This is a genomic window from Companilactobacillus zhongbaensis (genome assembly GCF_003946515.1).
Lineage (GTDB): Bacteria > Bacillota > Bacilli > Lactobacillales > Lactobacillaceae > Companilactobacillus > Companilactobacillus zhongbaensis.
This window is the reverse complement of record NZ_RHOM01000007.1, coordinates 68,929-85,318: the sequence shown is the minus strand read 5'-3', so window position 1 is coordinate 85,318 and position 16,390 is coordinate 68,929. Positions and strand designations below refer to the sequence as shown.

At 37.2% G+C, this 16,390-nt stretch carries 16 protein-coding genes; 5 read left to right on the top strand and 11 right to left on the bottom strand.

Going from position 1 to position 16,390, the window contains the following annotated elements:
* Positions 1-14 precede the first annotated feature (14 nt).
* Complete coding sequence (locus EKM69_RS04900) at positions 15-1,682, bottom strand: Rqc2 family fibronectin-binding protein (RefSeq protein WP_125708709.1); 1,668 nt, start codon at positions 1,680-1,682, stop codon at positions 15-17.
* 190 nt (positions 1,683-1,872) lie between these two features.
* On the opposite strand from EKM69_RS04900, the gene EKM69_RS04895 reads away from it, so the two are divergent.
* The 4 genes from EKM69_RS04895 (at position 1,873) to EKM69_RS04880 (ending at position 6,210) form a co-directional block, all read left to right on the top strand.
* Positions 1,873-2,739: a DegV family protein gene (locus EKM69_RS04895; protein WP_125708707.1), complete on the top strand. Its 867-nt coding sequence runs from the start codon at positions 1,873-1,875 to the stop codon at positions 2,737-2,739.
* 26 nt (positions 2,740-2,765) lie between these two features.
* Positions 2,766-3,983 carry a CAP domain-containing protein gene (locus tag EKM69_RS04890; protein WP_164505852.1) on the top strand — a complete coding sequence of 406 codons (1,218 nt, stop codon included), beginning with the start codon at positions 2,766-2,768 and terminating at the stop codon, positions 3,981-3,983.
* A 207-nt stretch (positions 3,984-4,190) separates the two neighbouring features.
* Positions 4,191-4,532, top strand: coding sequence for a hypothetical protein (locus EKM69_RS04885; RefSeq protein ID WP_164505851.1), 342 nt, complete (start codon positions 4,191-4,193; stop codon positions 4,530-4,532).
* 25 nt (positions 4,533-4,557) lie between these two features.
* Entirely contained in the window at positions 4,558-6,210 is a 1,653-nt protein-coding gene (locus EKM69_RS04880) for a DUF2207 domain-containing protein (RefSeq protein ID WP_125708701.1), read from the top strand.
* Positions 6,211-6,275: 65 nt separating this feature from the next.
* Here the strand turns inward: EKM69_RS04880 and EKM69_RS04875 are convergent, their stop codons facing one another.
* The 4 genes from EKM69_RS04875 to EKM69_RS04860 form a co-directional block, all read right to left on the bottom strand.
* On the bottom strand, positions 6,276-7,460 hold the full coding sequence (locus tag EKM69_RS04875; protein ID WP_125708699.1) for an amidohydrolase: 1,185 nt from the start codon (positions 7,458-7,460) through the stop codon (positions 6,276-6,278).
* Positions 7,461-7,547: 87 nt separating this feature from the next.
* Positions 7,548-8,612, bottom strand: a complete 1,065-nt coding sequence (xerS, locus tag EKM69_RS04870; protein ID WP_125708697.1) for a tyrosine recombinase XerS — start codon at positions 8,610-8,612, stop codon at positions 7,548-7,550.
* Between the two features lie 199 nt (positions 8,613-8,811).
* On the bottom strand, positions 8,812-9,456 hold the full coding sequence (locus EKM69_RS04865) for an NAD(P)-dependent oxidoreductase (protein ID WP_125708695.1): 645 nt from the start codon (positions 9,454-9,456) through the stop codon (positions 8,812-8,814).
* A gap of 12 nt (positions 9,457-9,468) precedes the next feature.
* The gene (locus EKM69_RS04860; protein WP_125708693.1) at positions 9,469-10,635 is read right to left on the bottom strand and encodes an alpha/beta hydrolase family protein; all 1,167 of its coding nucleotides are present in this window, start codon (positions 10,633-10,635) and stop codon (positions 9,469-9,471) included.
* Between the two features lie 89 nt (positions 10,636-10,724).
* On the opposite strand from EKM69_RS04860, the gene EKM69_RS04855 reads away from it, so the two are divergent.
* Positions 10,725-11,315, top strand: a complete 591-nt coding sequence (locus tag EKM69_RS04855; RefSeq protein ID WP_125708691.1) for a TetR/AcrR family transcriptional regulator — start codon at positions 10,725-10,727, stop codon at positions 11,313-11,315.
* Between the two features lie 232 nt (positions 11,316-11,547).
* Here the strand turns inward: EKM69_RS04855 and EKM69_RS04850 are convergent, their stop codons facing one another.
* The 6 genes from EKM69_RS04850 to EKM69_RS04825 form a co-directional block, all read right to left on the bottom strand.
* Positions 11,548-12,402, bottom strand: coding sequence for an arginase family protein (locus EKM69_RS04850; protein WP_125708689.1), 855 nt, complete (start codon positions 12,400-12,402; stop codon positions 11,548-11,550).
* 82 nt (positions 12,403-12,484) lie between these two features.
* A complete protein-coding gene (locus EKM69_RS04845; RefSeq protein WP_125708687.1) occupies positions 12,485-12,805 on the bottom strand; it encodes an ArsR/SmtB family transcription factor in 321 nt (106 codons plus the stop codon).
* 203 nt (positions 12,806-13,008) lie between these two features.
* A complete protein-coding gene (locus tag EKM69_RS04840; RefSeq protein WP_125708685.1) occupies positions 13,009-13,272 on the bottom strand; it encodes a Txe/YoeB family addiction module toxin in 264 nt (87 codons plus the stop codon).
* Positions 13,262-13,543, bottom strand: coding sequence for a type II toxin-antitoxin system Phd/YefM family antitoxin (locus tag EKM69_RS04835; protein ID WP_125708777.1), 282 nt, complete (start codon positions 13,541-13,543; stop codon positions 13,262-13,264). Before EKM69_RS04835 ends, EKM69_RS04840 begins: the two co-directional genes overlap by 11 nt.
* 197 nt (positions 13,544-13,740) lie before the next feature.
* Positions 13,741-14,703, bottom strand: a complete 963-nt coding sequence (locus EKM69_RS04830; RefSeq protein ID WP_225423837.1) for an alpha/beta hydrolase — start codon at positions 14,701-14,703, stop codon at positions 13,741-13,743.
* 797 nt (positions 14,704-15,500) lie between these two features.
* Complete coding sequence (locus EKM69_RS04825; protein ID WP_164505849.1) at positions 15,501-16,364, bottom strand: metallophosphoesterase family protein; 864 nt, start codon at positions 16,362-16,364, stop codon at positions 15,501-15,503.
* Positions 16,365-16,390 lie beyond the last annotated feature (26 nt).

Below are 16,390 nucleotides of genomic sequence, written 5' to 3'. Positions count from 1 at the left end.
CATTTGGTCTATTTTTATTTAACTCGTAATTTTTCGACTAATTCACGGTCAGGATCAACTAAGATAGTCGTTTGACCTTCAAAAATAACAAATCCCGGTTTGGCACCATTAGGTTTTCTAATATTGCGGACTTGCAAGTAATCAACAGGAACTTTGCTCGATTCCCGAGCCTTCGAATAATAGGCTGCAATCATGGCTGCTTCTAAAATCGATTGTTCGTCAGGATCACTCGTTTCCAAAATAACGTGAGAACCAGGGATGTCTTTGACGTGGAACCAATAGTGATTCTTTTGAGCAAGCTTCATCGTTAACTTATCGTTTTCAATGTTATTTTTACCAACAACAACTGGTACACCAGTAGAAGTTTCAAAACGTTCACCGACTGTCTTCTTTTTCTTACGGCGCTTTTGCTTTTTCTTCTTCTTAATATATCCAGACTCTTCAAGCTCTTCAATAATACCGTCAACGTCTTCGATATCAACATATTCAAGTGAGGCTAAGACTGATTCCAAGTAATTGACCTCACCAGTGGTGATATCAAGCTGTTCTTGGATGTGAGGAATAGAGTTTTGAAGCTTCCGATATTTCTTGTAATAACTCTGGGCATTTTCCGAAGGAGAAAACTCTGGGTTTAATTTAATGGTAACTTCTTCATTATTGTAATAGTTAGTCAAAGTAATCGACTTTGAACCACGTTGTATTTGAGACATGTAGGTCGTCAACAATTCACCATACAAGTTGTACTCATCCATGATCTTTGTCTGTTCCATTTGCTTGTTAAGCTTTTTGATCTTGGATTTATCTTTTTTCAAGATAATATTTAGACGGTGAGTGACGTTTTTCGTTTGTTGTTCGATCCGATCGATCCGAGCTCGGTCTAAGTAATAGTTGTCCAGCAATTGACCGAGGGTAGGGTAGTAACCAACTACATTAGTTGTGTGATTGAATTCAACTGCAAAAAAGCCGAGCTTCTTTTTGCCAGTTTGTTGAGCAGTATTTGGTGAAATGACTTCATCAAACTTGTTCAAGAATTCAGAAACATCCCCATCACTCTCCAAGACTGCTTCTAATTCTTTCGAAGTGTCCAAACCGATACCTTCGAATTTATCGCGAATGTCGCCAGCAGACATTGATGATTCAAAATCACTAGCTGCAGCCTTAAATGGATCGATTTTATCTTGTGAAGGTGGCAATTGATAAGTATCGCCAGGTAACAGTCCACGAAAACTATTATTTTCCGGTGAAACTCGCTTGATAAGATCGATGATCTTCCCGGTCTCGTTGTTGATCAAGAAAATATTACTGTGACGACTCATGATCTCGATCGTCATAGTATAGGAATGAATGTCACCGAGTTCGTTTTTTGCACTGAGATCAATGCTGACGACTCGGTCATTATTCAATTGGCGAAAATCTTGCACGATTGCACTGGTAATGTATTTTCTCAATGACATTACAAAAGTCGATGGTTTGGCAGGATTTTCAAATGGTTGGTCTGTAACTTGGATCCGAGCGTAATTAGGATGGGCGGACAACAAAAGCTGCTGATTCTTCCTATTAGAACGGATAGTCAAGATCAACTCATTAGCAAAAGGTTGTTGGATCTTGGCGATCCGACCACCTTTGAGAGTATTGTTTAGTTCGTTCACCATCGCATGGGTGAACATTCCGTCAAATGACATTTGGTAACCCCTTAATTCTTTTTATATAAAAATATGTGTATTTCGTTGTAGGAAAGTGTAGAATACTACTTTATACTTAATCCAAAAGGAAATTGTTTTTAGATGCGATAAATATAATATGCCTTTAATATGATATAATCAAATGGTTGTACATCCATTATACGTGAGTAAACGAGGAATTGATAAATTTATGAAAATTGCCATTGTAACTGATAGCACATCTTACTTACCTCAAGAAATTGTTGATCGTTACGACATTACTGTTGTTCCGATCGAAGTTGTGTTTGATACTAAATCTTATCGAGAAGATATTGATATTACTACTTCAGAGTTTTATGATCTATTGCAAAAGTCACCAGAATTACCTTCAACTGCTCAACCAGCAATTGGGGAAATGCTTAAATTATACGATAATTTAGCTAAAGAAGGCTACGATGCTGTGATCTCCATTCACTTAGCATCATCCATTTCTGGTTTTGTAAACAACTTGAAGAGTGCCGCAGAAACAGTCGAGAATATCAATGTTGTAGTTTATGATTCTTGGATCACTGTTCGATTGATGGGATACTTAGTACAAGAAGCTGCTGCCATGGCACAAGACGGCAAAGCTTTAAACGAGATCATCAAACGATTGAATATTTTAAGAAACACCATGGGTGAATCTTTCGTAGTTAGCGATTTGAAGAACTTGGTTAAGGGTGGCAGACTTTCCAATGCCTCAGCCGTTATTGGAACGATGCTAAATATCAAGCCACTGTTGGAATTCGATTCTGTCAGTCACTACATTATTGCTTACGACAAAGTTCGTTCACTCAAGAAAGCCAAAGCTAAGGCTGAAGACAAGCTCAAACGAGCTATCAAAGATTCAAAATACCCACTCCGCTTACTAGTCATTGATGGAGATGACAAAGAAGCAGGGGATGAATGGGCAGAACACTTGCAACAAAAATATCCGGATCTAACATTGGATCGTTCATATTTTGGTCCAGTTATCGGTGCCCATCTAGGAAAGGGTGCTTTAGCAATTGCCTGGATCCGTGATTTTGAAAAGTCATAAAAAACTGTGTTTTTATGGGGGATATTATGAAATTTAATAAGAAGAATCTTGCAGTTTTGTTCTCTAGTGCACTTTTATTAGCATCAACATTGGGATCTGCCACGACCTCTTTTGCGGACGTTTCACAAGATAATGACGTCCAAACAACAGAAACTACCAAGACAGATCAAACAAAATCAGCTTCAAGTAATGACCAGACGAATACATCAACTACTGCAGCAAACACACCTAAGGTCCAGGCTAATTCAACCGTTGATGTTGCAGCTATTAAAGTTGCTATGTTAGCTGAATTGAATAACTTGCGTGGTCAAAACAAATTAAACTCACTGACTGAAGTTGGTGTGTTGAATAACTACGCTCAAGAAAGAACGAATATCTTTGCCTCCAACGGAACAGGTATCGACAACCACGTTGGCTGGAATTCTCAAAAGATGGCTCCTTACAACTTAACAGCTGAAGAAAATATTGGTCAACTTCCACTAGGAACATTGCCAAATGATCCTGCTGAGATTGCCAAGACGATCATCGCTGAGTTTTATAACGAAAACAACGATGCCATTCCTAATTACGGTCACCGTAAAAATATGCTTAACCCATATGTCGGATATGTTGGCTTCGGTGTCACTATCGGTACTAATGGTATGATCTACTTTAGTCAAGAGATCGGAAATGATGCTTCATATGCTGCCAAGAGTAGTTATACTGACCGCAACACTTATTACTACACATCTCAAAATGACTACGCCAACGTTTCTCAATATGATGTAGCTGATGCTTCACGTAAGACTTCAAATTCTTCAGCAGATTACGTGCAAAATGGCAACAAGTACATTTATAGTGATATTCGTGGTGGAGCAAGTACACGTGACTCATACGTCAACCTATACGACCGTGAAGGTACGATGTACACTAACTTGCGTTTAGCTCCAGGAACAGACTGGGCTTCTGACATTGTTTCGATCATCAACGGATCATTTTATCTACACGTTTCGAACAACGGTTTCGTCCGTGCGGAAGATGTCCTTCCTTGGGCAACATTCTTAGCTGGTCAAGTTATCACTGCCAAAAACGATAACACAGTGATCTACGATGACTATGGCAAAGCTACTGACCGAAAAGTTATGGCCGGTTCAGCTTGGCAAACAGATCGTCGCTCGATCAACTTTGGTACTAACGTTAAATATTACCGTATTGGAACCAATGCTTGGCTATTAGAATCTGATCTAGTCAGCCCATTGAACTAATAACAAATAAACACAATTCATTAATGACAATATTCCACTGAATATTGTCATTTTTTGATGGAAATGATCAGGAGGACTTTTGTGAAATAAATATTTGATGATTATATAAATAAGAATGTAACTAAATATCGCTTAAATACTAGTATTAAGTCATGGTACATTGCTAACAAGTGGTTAATGATCTTTTTCCTATTATTCCCGTTAGCGATGGACTTATTATTTGGGACTTTTATGCTAAATAGTATCGTTAAGAGTATAATTATATTAATTATTGGATCGATCTGGGTCTACTTAAAGTATTTATTCGTTAAACACGTGTTAGTTGCGCACGATAAACCCTTAAAGCCTTGGAAGTACAATTTGTTTAATGCCATCACTTGGGGATTATTCGTCGCTGTCTTAGCCATTCCTTCATCTGGTAGTGACTATGCTGGAGGAAGTTTCTTGCTCAACTGGTTAATAATCTTTATACTGGGAGCCTTATTCTCGTTATTATTTACTAGTTTAGAAATGGACCGACTTCGTTTATATCTAAAAAAACACGCCTAATTCCCAGACCAGTTCGGGGGATGCTATGAAAAAATTTTTTACAGCTATATTTTTTACGCTAGTAATGGTGTTCAGTTTAATGTCAATCAATTGCGACACGGCTGAAGCAAAAGGTAGCTACGTCGATAATTTTAATACTGATGTCTACATCGATCCTGATGGAAGTGCCAAGATCCAGCAGTCGATTCGATTTTACGTTCATGGTAATCAGAAACAATCTAGCTTTTCACAGCGTTTTTCTGATTCTGTCAAAACTAATGGGGCTAAACCTAAAGTGACATTTTACGATGGCAACAATGAATTACCACTTCATTACGGTTCGGGTAAGGATAATACCTACGACACTGTAGCTGGAAATGGATTAGTTGCCGCTAGTGTTTATCACACGATAAATGATGGCTTTGCGACCGGAAAGTTTGATTATTCCGTCAAAGATCTGGTGGTAAACTACAATGACATTGCCGAAGTAAATTGGCGTTTGATCGGTTCCGATTGGAAAATACCATTTAACAAGGTTCGAATCACTTATCATTTGCCATCTGGATCCAAAAATGATCTTCATGCCTACGAAAAAGGGCCGACAAATTACAACATCAAGATCGATCATAAAAATAACTCAATCAGTTTTTTCGTCAACAAAGTTTCTGCTCAACAACTACTCGATACTAGGATCCTTTTCCCTAATTCCATTACTTATGCCAATAAGAATGTCATCAGCAAAAACGCCAAAGCAAAAATCATTCACCAGGAAGAACAATATGCTCATAAGCAAGTTGTTAAACACAGGATCTTTTACATAATTGGTATTGCGTTGATCTTGATAATCATCGCTTGGTATTTCATTCTCTTACGCAATATTTATCGAAATCCTTATAAGAGAGACTATCCGATTTCTCAATATCTTCACTGGTTCAAAACTCCCGATTTCAGTCCTACACAGACTAAGTTGTTGCTTAAGCAGCTACCATTTGCTGATTTCAGCTGTTTCATTGCTGAATTATTAGTCCAAATAGATCAAGGCCATTTACGGATGGTCACAAAAGGACAGACAGTCGAAATTCAACGGATCGATTCAGTCCGCGACGATTTGATCAATTACTTGTTGAATCGAGTAGGGGACAGTCAAAAAGTCGCCTCATCTGATATTCAGAAATTCAACGACGACCAATTATATTTGGAATATCGTAATTGGATCGTCCAAATATCAAATGGCAAAAATCATTTCATTGAATCAGTATCGATCAATTATCGTCACAGTCTGGCCAATGTCTCTTTGTTCACTAGCTTTTTTGCAGTCATTGAACTGATCTTAGCAGCATTTCTTTACCCAGCAGCAGTCTTTCCCATGGCATTCGTTACCTTAGGGATATTGATCGTCAGTTGGTCAATATTCGGTCTCCTTGATAGATATGGTAAATGCTTGACTAAGTCTGGAAAAGACATAATGGCAGAATTAAATGCATTTGATAATGTTTTATCTGATCCTGAAAAAGTGCAGAATTCTATTACTAATAGTAATATTATTATTATAGAGCATATTTTACCTTATGTAATAGCTCTCCAAAAACAATCCATTATTGACTTAGATGATTTTGCAGATGATAGAAAACAATTAGCTCTTTTAGTTACAGCATTTCAAAAAAATCCTGTCTTTAAAAAACACCATATAAGCATTTAAAATAACAGATCATTAAACACAAAAATGGATGAATACCTAAACGGTTTTCATCCATTTTTTAACGATTATTTTTCGAGGTAGTTCAAGGTAACAGTTCCCATTGCCTTAGCAGCAATCAATAAACAGTCTTCATTCATCATGAAATCAGGACTGTGATGTGGATGATTTGCTCCATCGGGAGTTTGGCAACCCACATAAAAGAAACAACTAGGACGATCATTGGCGAAGTAGGCAAAATCCTCAGATGGGTCTTGCGGACCACAGTCAAACACTTCTGTGATCTCGGGGATGTCGGCGTGACTAACAGCAGACATAGCTTTTTCAGTGATCTTTGGGTCATTGTACAAGACTGGATAATTGTCGTCATAGTCGATATCAGCTTTAACATCGAACATGTCACAAATGCCATTGACGATTTTTTCGATCCGCGTACGAACTACTTTTCTCGTTGATTCTTTCATGATCCGAACGTCACCCTTTAAGACGACACTTTCTTTAATAGCATTGTATGAACCAGCACCATCAAAGGAACCAATCGTCACACTAGCTGTGTCGAAGGGGTCGATGTTTCTGGATACGACAGTTTGTAAGGCAGTAACGAAATAACTTCCAGCAACGATGGCATCTTTAGAAAGATGAGGCATTGATGCGTGGCCACCTTTTCCAGTAAACGTGATCGTAAAATTAGCACGTCCAGTTTGCGTTTCTTCAGTGTGATAACCAATGGATCCGGTTGGCATAGAAGTCATTACGTGGACTCCAATAACGTTATCGACGCCTTCTAACACACCTGACTCGATCATTGATTTTGCTCCACCAGGGGAAACTTCTTCGGCAGGTTGGTGGATAATACGGATCTTACCACGAAGCTTGTTTTTCATTTCAAAGAGATTCTTAGCCAAGATCATCATGTATGCCGTATGTCCATCATGACCACAGGCATGCATCACACCAGGGTTCTTAGACTTGAATGGTAGGTCATTATCTTCTTGGATCGCCAAAGCATCAAAGTCGGCACGTAAAGCCAAGGTTTTGCCAGGATGCCCAGAGTCGATATCTACCACTAGTCCATAGCCATTACCAAAGTTCTTAGTTTCGATACCATTTTGATGATAAAAATCTTTGATATATCTAGCAGTTTCTTTCTCCTGAAAAGATACTTCTGGATGTTCATGTAAGTGGCGACGAATGTTGATAATATCAGCTACTGAGTCGTTTAATCTTTGCATTAATTCACTTTGAACTGTCAATTAATCAACTCCTTAATTGTATTTGATACTTTTAGGGTAACACTCCAGGCGGAAAAAATAAGCGTCAATATTGTTAGTTTTTTACACTTACAGCTTCTTAAGACCCTTCTTTTGTTCCTCATCGATCATGTGGGTGTATAGACTAGTTGCTCCAGTTGAATTTTGCCCAAGCTGTGTGGCGACTAGCTGTTCATTTTTCGTTGCTAGATAGAGTTTTGAAGCCAAGGTATGTCGTAATTTATGAGGCGTGATCCGCACCTTAAAGGCAGCCGAATATTTCGCCACCATTTTCTCGATAGTTGACGACTTGATCCGTGAAGGTTTTCCTCTATAAAGGGTTAAAAACAAGGCTCGGTCAGATTTCTTGGCATGGTATAGTTCTTTTCTTTGCTCAACGTAGTCGTTGATATATGGCAAAGTCCAAGGTGCGATGTGGACGATATCTTTTTGACCACCTTTACGAACGACACCGATGGTACCTGTCTTTAAATTGAGATGTTGGATGTCAGAATTGGCTGCTTCGGAAACTCTGAGGCCGCTACCCAATAAAAGCGCATTGATCGCCAAATCCCGTTTCTTATCCCGTAAAAAATACCGCTTTTGATTGTCCGTCAGTTTAGTTTCATACTTCTCATCGATGAAAGTTAAATACTCGTGGTCGGTATTGCCCAGCATCAGTTTGGTCTTTAAATTGGAAGCTCTAGTGGCAAAGGTCTCATTAGTTCTAACAAGAGCAATTTTATGCATTACATTACGGTCAAAATAAGACTCTCCATTGTCATCTTCCGTGTCTTCGGTCAAATACTTGAATAATGAAGATAATGCGTGCAGAGAGCGATTTACAGTCGAATGAGCCTTGCTTTCGTGGGAACCGGTGGTCTTTGCTTGATTCAACAAAGCAGACTTATAAAATTCGACTGTTTCTTTCTTGAGATGTTCCAACTCTTCCAGGTGTATATCAGACTGTTTTTTAGCAGGAGTATGCCCTTCACTGATCAGCCAGTTAAAAAAGCGGCGGAACTCAGTCAAATATTGGTAAAGAGTGGCAGGGGAGAGCGGTATGGTAGATTTTGCTTGATAGTATTCTTTGACGAACCAAGGGGATGTCGACAATTCTTCATCAATCAGTTTCAAATATTGTTGTTTTTCCATAATGGCTTTCTCCAAACGTATGTTCTATATGTAAATATGATACCTGTTTTACTCAAATAGGAAAACCATTACTGAAACATTTGGAAATTAATTTGAAAGCAAAAATCATAAATAGCTAAAAAGAGTCGTCACTTGAACGGCTCTTTTTTAAAAAATTAAATTGGCAGCAAATTTGTTTCAATCATCATCTAAAAATTAATTAATTTGCTTGTTTGGAACACATTAATATCTTTTGGCCAAAAGTACGTTTATCGTTTACGCTATCTAACATCACTTTAGCGACATCTTCACGATATGTTCGTGGCGCTCTTGGCATTTTGATACTATTAGTAGCAATCTTGACTGTTGGATTTTCAGTTGCGTTTCCATTGAATAATGGACCAGGGTGAATCGTTGTCCAAATTAATTTAGACGTCCTAAGTTTTGCTTCACCAGCTTCGTGATCGGCAAAATTCCCCTTTAAAAAAGTCGTAGCACCTAGTCGATATGGATAACGAGTATTTTGGTAAGTACTACCAACTCCGAGTGCCGAAAGAGAAATAATCCGTTTTACCTTGCTAATTGACATCGCCTCAATGATATTAGGAATTGCAAATGAAAATAAACTGGCACTACTATTCGAGATTGAATTTCCGAGTGTTACTAAGACAGCATCACATCCGACCAAAGACTCTGACAATAATGATGTGTTGGTCAATTCACCTTGTACTACAGTTAAATTCTCCGCAGGTGATATTTTTTGAGGGTGTCGAACAAATGCTACAACTTCGTTTCCTTGATTCAAAGCCAATGATACTAGTTCTTTTCCAGTTCTACCAGTAGCCCCAATAATCATAATTTTCATAGTTTCCAACTCCTAGATATTATCTTCAAGCCAATCCATGATATATTCTGTAGCCGTTAAGTATCCACCCATTTGCGTGTGCTGTTCAGCAGTGGTTTGTTCGTCAAACAACAAATAGTCCTTAGGGCAGGTCAAAGCTTCGAAAAACTGTTCAGCCGTTCCCGAAGATACATCAGCAGAACCATCTAGTACTAGCGTTTTTGTCTTCACTTGATCAATAATGTCTCTGTTATCATATTTTTTCAGTTCATGGATGATTGTCTGATCAGTAGCATCGTGTTTCCACTCATAATCCTTCAGCATAAAATCCATCATTTGTGGGCGAACTTTTTCTGGTATTTGCAACAATTTTTCCAGACGCTCAGAAATCATACCACCCCAATTTAAATTGCCGGGGTCAGTGATTGAAACACTGAGTCGATCATCGAACGCTGTCGCTCTTGGGAGCATGAATCCACCAAAACTCAATCCAATTGCACCGATATGATCCACATCAACACCTTCGATCTGTTCAGCAAAATCAATAACAGGTGTCATTACGTTCTCAGAATCCGGTCTAAACTTCAAATTTTGTAACCTTAATGCCATTCCTTGACCAGGACCATCAAAGGTCAGAGCATGGAAACCTCTTTGTAACGCACCTCTGATTACCCACATTGTATCGTCCGCCCAAGTATCACGTCCAGGGACGACAATCAATAACGGGGCTTTATTACCAGCTTTTGGTGATCGATAGAAATGTCCAGGAAGAAAAGTTTTTTCGTAGGGTATTTGAATTGCTTCACCAGGATATTCGCCGTAAACCAGTGCTTTATCAAAGCAATCCTGACTCTTTTTCGAGTAATCGACCATGCGTTTGTCATCTGTTTTACTGAAATACATCAATGACACACGCCAATAAGTTGAGGCTCTAAGATAACTGCTAGCAGCACTAACCAATTTTCCTTTACGCTCAAAATTCTCTGCTCTCGTTTGTAATCTAGCTGCCAATGAACTCCAAGTATCTATCCATGATTCTTCATCATTTTCTTGAATATTCATCATCGCTTCTAACACTTCACCTTCGTCACTCATGCGATAAGGCATTAAATCGATTACGTGCTTAAAAAGTGCATCTTGTAAGATATTATCGTTAAATTTATATTCTGACCAAGTTTTATTTAAATTTTGTTTTTCCATATTTATCGCTCCTTTGTTGTTTTGATATAAAGCATTCTATATTGAAAGGAGTTATACTTGAACTACAAAATTATACGGAGTGTTGCATTTTGAATAAATATCAAGATAAAAATAGTAAAACAGAAAGAATCATTAAAGAAAGTTTATTAGAACTACTGCATACACATGAGCTTAAGGACATTACACTTGAACAAATTGCCCAACAATCTAAGATGAACCGAGTTACGATTTACCGCCATTTTGAAGATAAATGGGATATCTTAGAAAGAATCGAGCAAGATTTTTTTCAAGACTTACTGCAACCACATCAAGAAATGATCAAACAGCTGCGTAAACCTCGCGAACAAAGAGATGATGGGGTAAAGATCCTGATGAATTTCTTAAATGTATTCAAGAGCAATCTGACTCTCATGCGGATCCTATTGGACAGGAAAGGGGACCCTAATTTTACTAATAAACTGATGGATTACTTACTGAATCGTGAAAAAATATCTCACCCCATGTTAGGGATAAATTCTGATAATTTTGAGTCAGAATTACTGTCGTATTATGAGATCTCCGGATTGATTGGGATCATCAAATTCTGGAGCATTCATCCTGAATATAATACAAAACAAATTGCCGTGTTCTTTTTTAATATTCGAAATAGTGAAATCAAAGCAGTTAATTCAAAGCAATAAAAAACCAAGTGTTTAAGTTATATAACTATTGAATTTTCTTCTAATCGAAAACTCAACCTCGTAAGTTTGATTATCTCAGACTTACGAGGTTTCTTTCGGTGGTTGCAAAAACAATAACTGAAATATTTGGAACTTATCTCGAGGGCAATAATTATGAACAGCAAAAAAAGCTGTTCAACGGTTCAACAGCTCTTCTTTTAAAAAATTACAGTCGATACAATAATTTAGTGAATTATTCAAAAATAGTTAGTTCAGATAATCCGTTATGGAGATTAATATCATCCCAAGGCATGTGTTCAGCCATGGACATACCAACTACATCGGTATTATTATCGATATCTTTGAGTAAACGAAGCAGTTCTGCAAGCTTTAGTGATCCGATAGCATAAGGAAATTTACTACGATCAATGCCAACTTCTGACGGAATGGTTTCTCTAAAGTCATCGGGATCAAGAACATCCAAATCAAGATGAATGGCGATATGTTTCATATTGTTTTTGTTGATCCAATCTAAAATTGGTTGGCTATCTTTCTTAAGTTCTTCAGGTACGATGTACGACATATCTAATTCTTTGATCAACTGGTCCATTGGACGTAATTCTTCATATTTTAGTCCTGCAAACAAGAAATTCTTTGGTTCGATAGGGTTCTTGACTTGTTTGTTGAACTTTTCAGCGCCCTTATGCATCAAATTTGCTGCAACTATCTCGTGTATATGACGAGAGGTTGATGGATCAGAAACATCTGGATGAGCATCTAACCAAATTACACCAAAATTATTAGGGTACTTGCCATGCAAGTAATCAAATGGTGCTTCAGAAATCGAACAATCACCACCAAGAGTGATCACCTTATCTGGATCTTTTAAGGATAGGGTATCAAAGGTAGTCTCCATCTGGTTTAGTAAACTTTCTTCTTCATCAACAACAGTGTCAGCAGAGTGCCTCTTATCAGAAACTGGTATCTCTAATGTTTCAGTTTTCTGACTTTCTGGAACCAATGCATTTAGCAATTTAGCTCCTAAACGATAATTGGGGTTCATACCACCTTGCCATTGTGGTAAAACTATTCTTAAATTATTAGACATAAAAATCTCCTTAGTATTATATATCTAGATTTGTCGATATGAATGCTTAAATAAAAAAACCTTAATCAGCAACTAAGTCTTCTTAAAGTTCTTTTGCAATATATTTGGATAACTCTTGAATATTTTCTTCATTTCGACGATAGTAAGTCCATTTACCATGTCGTTCAGAAATCAGAAGACCGCAATTGTGAAGATCACTCAAATACTTGGATATAGTTGATTGCGCCAAACCAGCGTTTTCAGCAATATCAGCAACACATATTCCTCCTTTTTCTTTCATCATGTATCGTACTTCCTCACTAGATACGGATGTAATTTCTTTTTCTGGGTCTTTTAACCACTGTAAAATATTTAACCTAGTTTGATTGGACAAAGCCATAAATAATTTTGCATTAACATTCATGAGTTCATCGTATCGCGAATCATCGAAATGTCAAATGCTGCTGTTTTATGTTTTTCAAAAAATAAAATTGCAAATTTTCACCTTTTAATAATCATTCTATTTTAGTTAAATTTGCTTAGACTAGGCTATTGCAAAATTAAGTTAAAAAAGCCAACCAACTCTTATGAGCTGATTGGCTTTTAATTTTCATGCTTCCAAATACATTAATAATGATAGCGACATTGAATAATTATCACGGAATCTTTTGTAATAGTATAGACAATCCGATCACTCTTATTAATTCTTCTAGACCAATAATTTTCTAGCTTGTACTTCAAAGGCTCAGGTTTACCAATACCTGTGAAAGGGTGGCGAATAATATCATTAATTATTCGATTCAAAACATTTAAAGTCTTTCTATCTTGTTTTTGCCAATATTGGTAATCAGCTAAAGCATTGACGGTAAAGCACACTTGATTAATCTTCATCAGAAAGCTTGTCCCATTCTTCTTTGGATAAAGTCTTAATCTTACTATTGTTTAACTGACCTATGGACTCATCCAAATTTTTACGATTAGCTTCTGTCCCTAGTAAATACATTGTTTCTTTCCAAGATTGGTACTCTTTTTCGGACATAATCACTACATTACGGTTTTTAGGTTTAGTAATAATAACTTGATCGTCATAGTCCACAACATCATCAGTTAACTTTTTTAAATTTTTTCTTGCCTCAGAAATGTTTGTAGCAGTAGTAGCCATCATCAAGACTCCTTTTTGGTACAAGTATTATTCCTAAAGTGAATTGTACAACATTTCGTACAAATATACCATTGATTATACTTAATGGAATCAATTGGGATAAAATTTAACAAACTCAAATAATTGGTAATGATTGACAATGACAATAATTATCAAATCAAAAGAACTCCACCAGTAATTGGTAAAGTTCTTTTTTACTAGTCTTGTTCAGCAAAAAAATTATCTAATGCAAATTTCAAGTTACCTGATAAAAATTTAAATGCAGATTTAGTTAATTGAGACTCCGGAGCAGAAATATCAAAGCAGTGAAAGGCTCCTTGAATTTCTAACAAGTTAGTCCAAATGCCAGCTTTTTTTAGTTTTTCAAAGTATTGGACTGTTTCATCATAGAAAGGATCAATCGTACCAACAAATGACAAGGCCGGCGGCATATTGGACAAGTCTTCAGCTCGATTCGGTGCAGCATAAATCGGTACATTTGAACTGTTGAATTGATGGTCTAAATAAATATCCCAAGCATTTTTATTCGAACGCTCGCCCCAAACGGGAGCATCATTGTCTTTCATCGACTCCGTGACCATTCTATCGTCTAACATTGAATAAATCGGCATCTGTAAAGCAATATTAACTTCACCTTTATCACGAGCATACAGCGACAATGCTGCGGCAAGTCCACCTCCAGAACTACAACCACCAACGATAATTTGATTAGAGCGGAGATTGTAATTACTAATATCGTCCTTGAGCCACAATAAACTCAAGTAAGCATCATTTAGGGAGGCAGGATAGGGAGCTTGAAGCGACAGAGTATAGTCTGGTGCAAAAATTATTCCCCGGCTAGCTAGTACTAATTGTTCGATCATCGCAATTTCGTCTTCTGGTTGTCCCATAGCGTAACCCCCACCGTGAAACCACAAAATACCTGGAACAGGTGAAGTAGGGGTATCACCGTCAGAATAGATCAAAACTCTTAATTTTGAGCCATCACTTCGCGTTAAGTAAACAGTTTTAACTTGAAGCCCACGAGAGTCTGGGACGACATCATTCCTAGCTGCATACATTTGCTTAATAATATCCAGAGAGAAATAGGGTAATCCTTGGCGAAATTGTTCACCTTGTTCGCGAATTTCTGGGTGGATCTGTTCAGTTGAAATTTTCATTTGTGGGAACATCCAATTCTTTTTTATTTTGATCTGTACCGTGAGAATACTCGACAAATTTCGAAGTACTATCTGTCAAAAAAATAATAGGCACCCACTTTCATTAAAATGTTAGTTTTAATGAAAGTACTCAATTTACTACCTTAATTTTAAAGTAATCGGTCAAAACGTCTATTTCAAAGAAATATCGATTGAAATGTAAATAAACGTAATTTTACTCGTTGATCGTTGATATTCAGCAAATATCATCTTTATGATCAATTGTCTAAATACAAAGTAATCTAGGAACAATTTATGACATATCTTTATATTACATGGCTTTACGGGGTTTTTGTACATTAACTAGTCAGCCTTTGAAAATTTCTAATTAGTCAAACTAAACCATATCAATCAACATCACGTGAATTCGTAGATTGGAACAATCAAATAAAATGACAGCAATCAATACCGGGATTGGACGCGTTTTAAGGACACGTTCAAATATTAAGCGAGTAGTTCTCAGTTAAAATCGATTACAGCTCACGCTAATTTTTAAAATGACTGCTGTAAATCCAAAACTTTAATTAAACCTTCGAGAACCTTTGATAACCGAAATATTTTTGCTGCATATTGTTATTTGAAATCAAATTTCAAAGTAAAATTCTAAATTACTAGATAAACGTCGATCAATGAAATAAGATCCAAAAAGGGGGTCTATTTGAAGATTAACTGCTCATTACTTATCTAAGGTTACATAATATATATTATACGAAGTAACGTTATTTAAAGAAAAAGACTACTCTTTTCCAAGTAGTCTCTTAAAAATGCTTTTTACGTAATCTGTTAAAGAACTTAACGACATCGCTTCGATAATCGTATTGCTGATTGTATTTCGTTAATGATTTAATATCGTGTGTGCTAGCTTTACCAGTTCGGAGCAAATAATCATAAAGTTCTAGATATGGCAGCTTAGCTTGCTTGGCGATTTCTAATTCATCATTGATATCATACGACGCGCGTTTAAACGACACGTTCGCCAATCCAGTTGAATCGATCTCCATGATCGCATACTCAGCACGCAAGTTATCGGCGAACTTTTGCCATCTCGTGTATGGTTCGCCGATCGAGCCTGGATTGACGATCAACTGGTCGTTTGAAGATGTTCGCATTACTTGATGATGTGTGTGGCCATAAAAAGCCATATCGATCGATTGATCATCCGTCAATTCGTCAAAGTTACCTTGGATCTCGTATGGCAGCAATTCATGGCCAGAATTCTTCAGTTTAAAGTTGTGTGATACTTGTAAATTTAAACCGTTAATTGATAGATTTTGATATGTAGGTGCATTCTTTAGCTGCTCAAAATTTGCTGCAGTTATCGTATCGGAGACGTATTCAATCATGCGAGCAACGTGAACGTATCCGTCGTTGTCAAAATCCAAATACTGTTCATTATCGGCTAAGACATGCACGACAATATCATCCCAGTTACCACGAATGAAGACGGTCGTATTGAGGTCATTTAGCCGATCGAATACCTCGTTAACACCTGGACCAGGGGTCAGCAAATCGCCTAAGTACCAATAATCTGTGATATTTTCGCTTTGCAACTGGTTGAGAACTGTTCTCAAAGCCGTCACGTTGCCATGGATATCAGATAAAATTGCGATTTTGTGCTTCACGTAAATTCCCCCTTAAGTAAAGGATT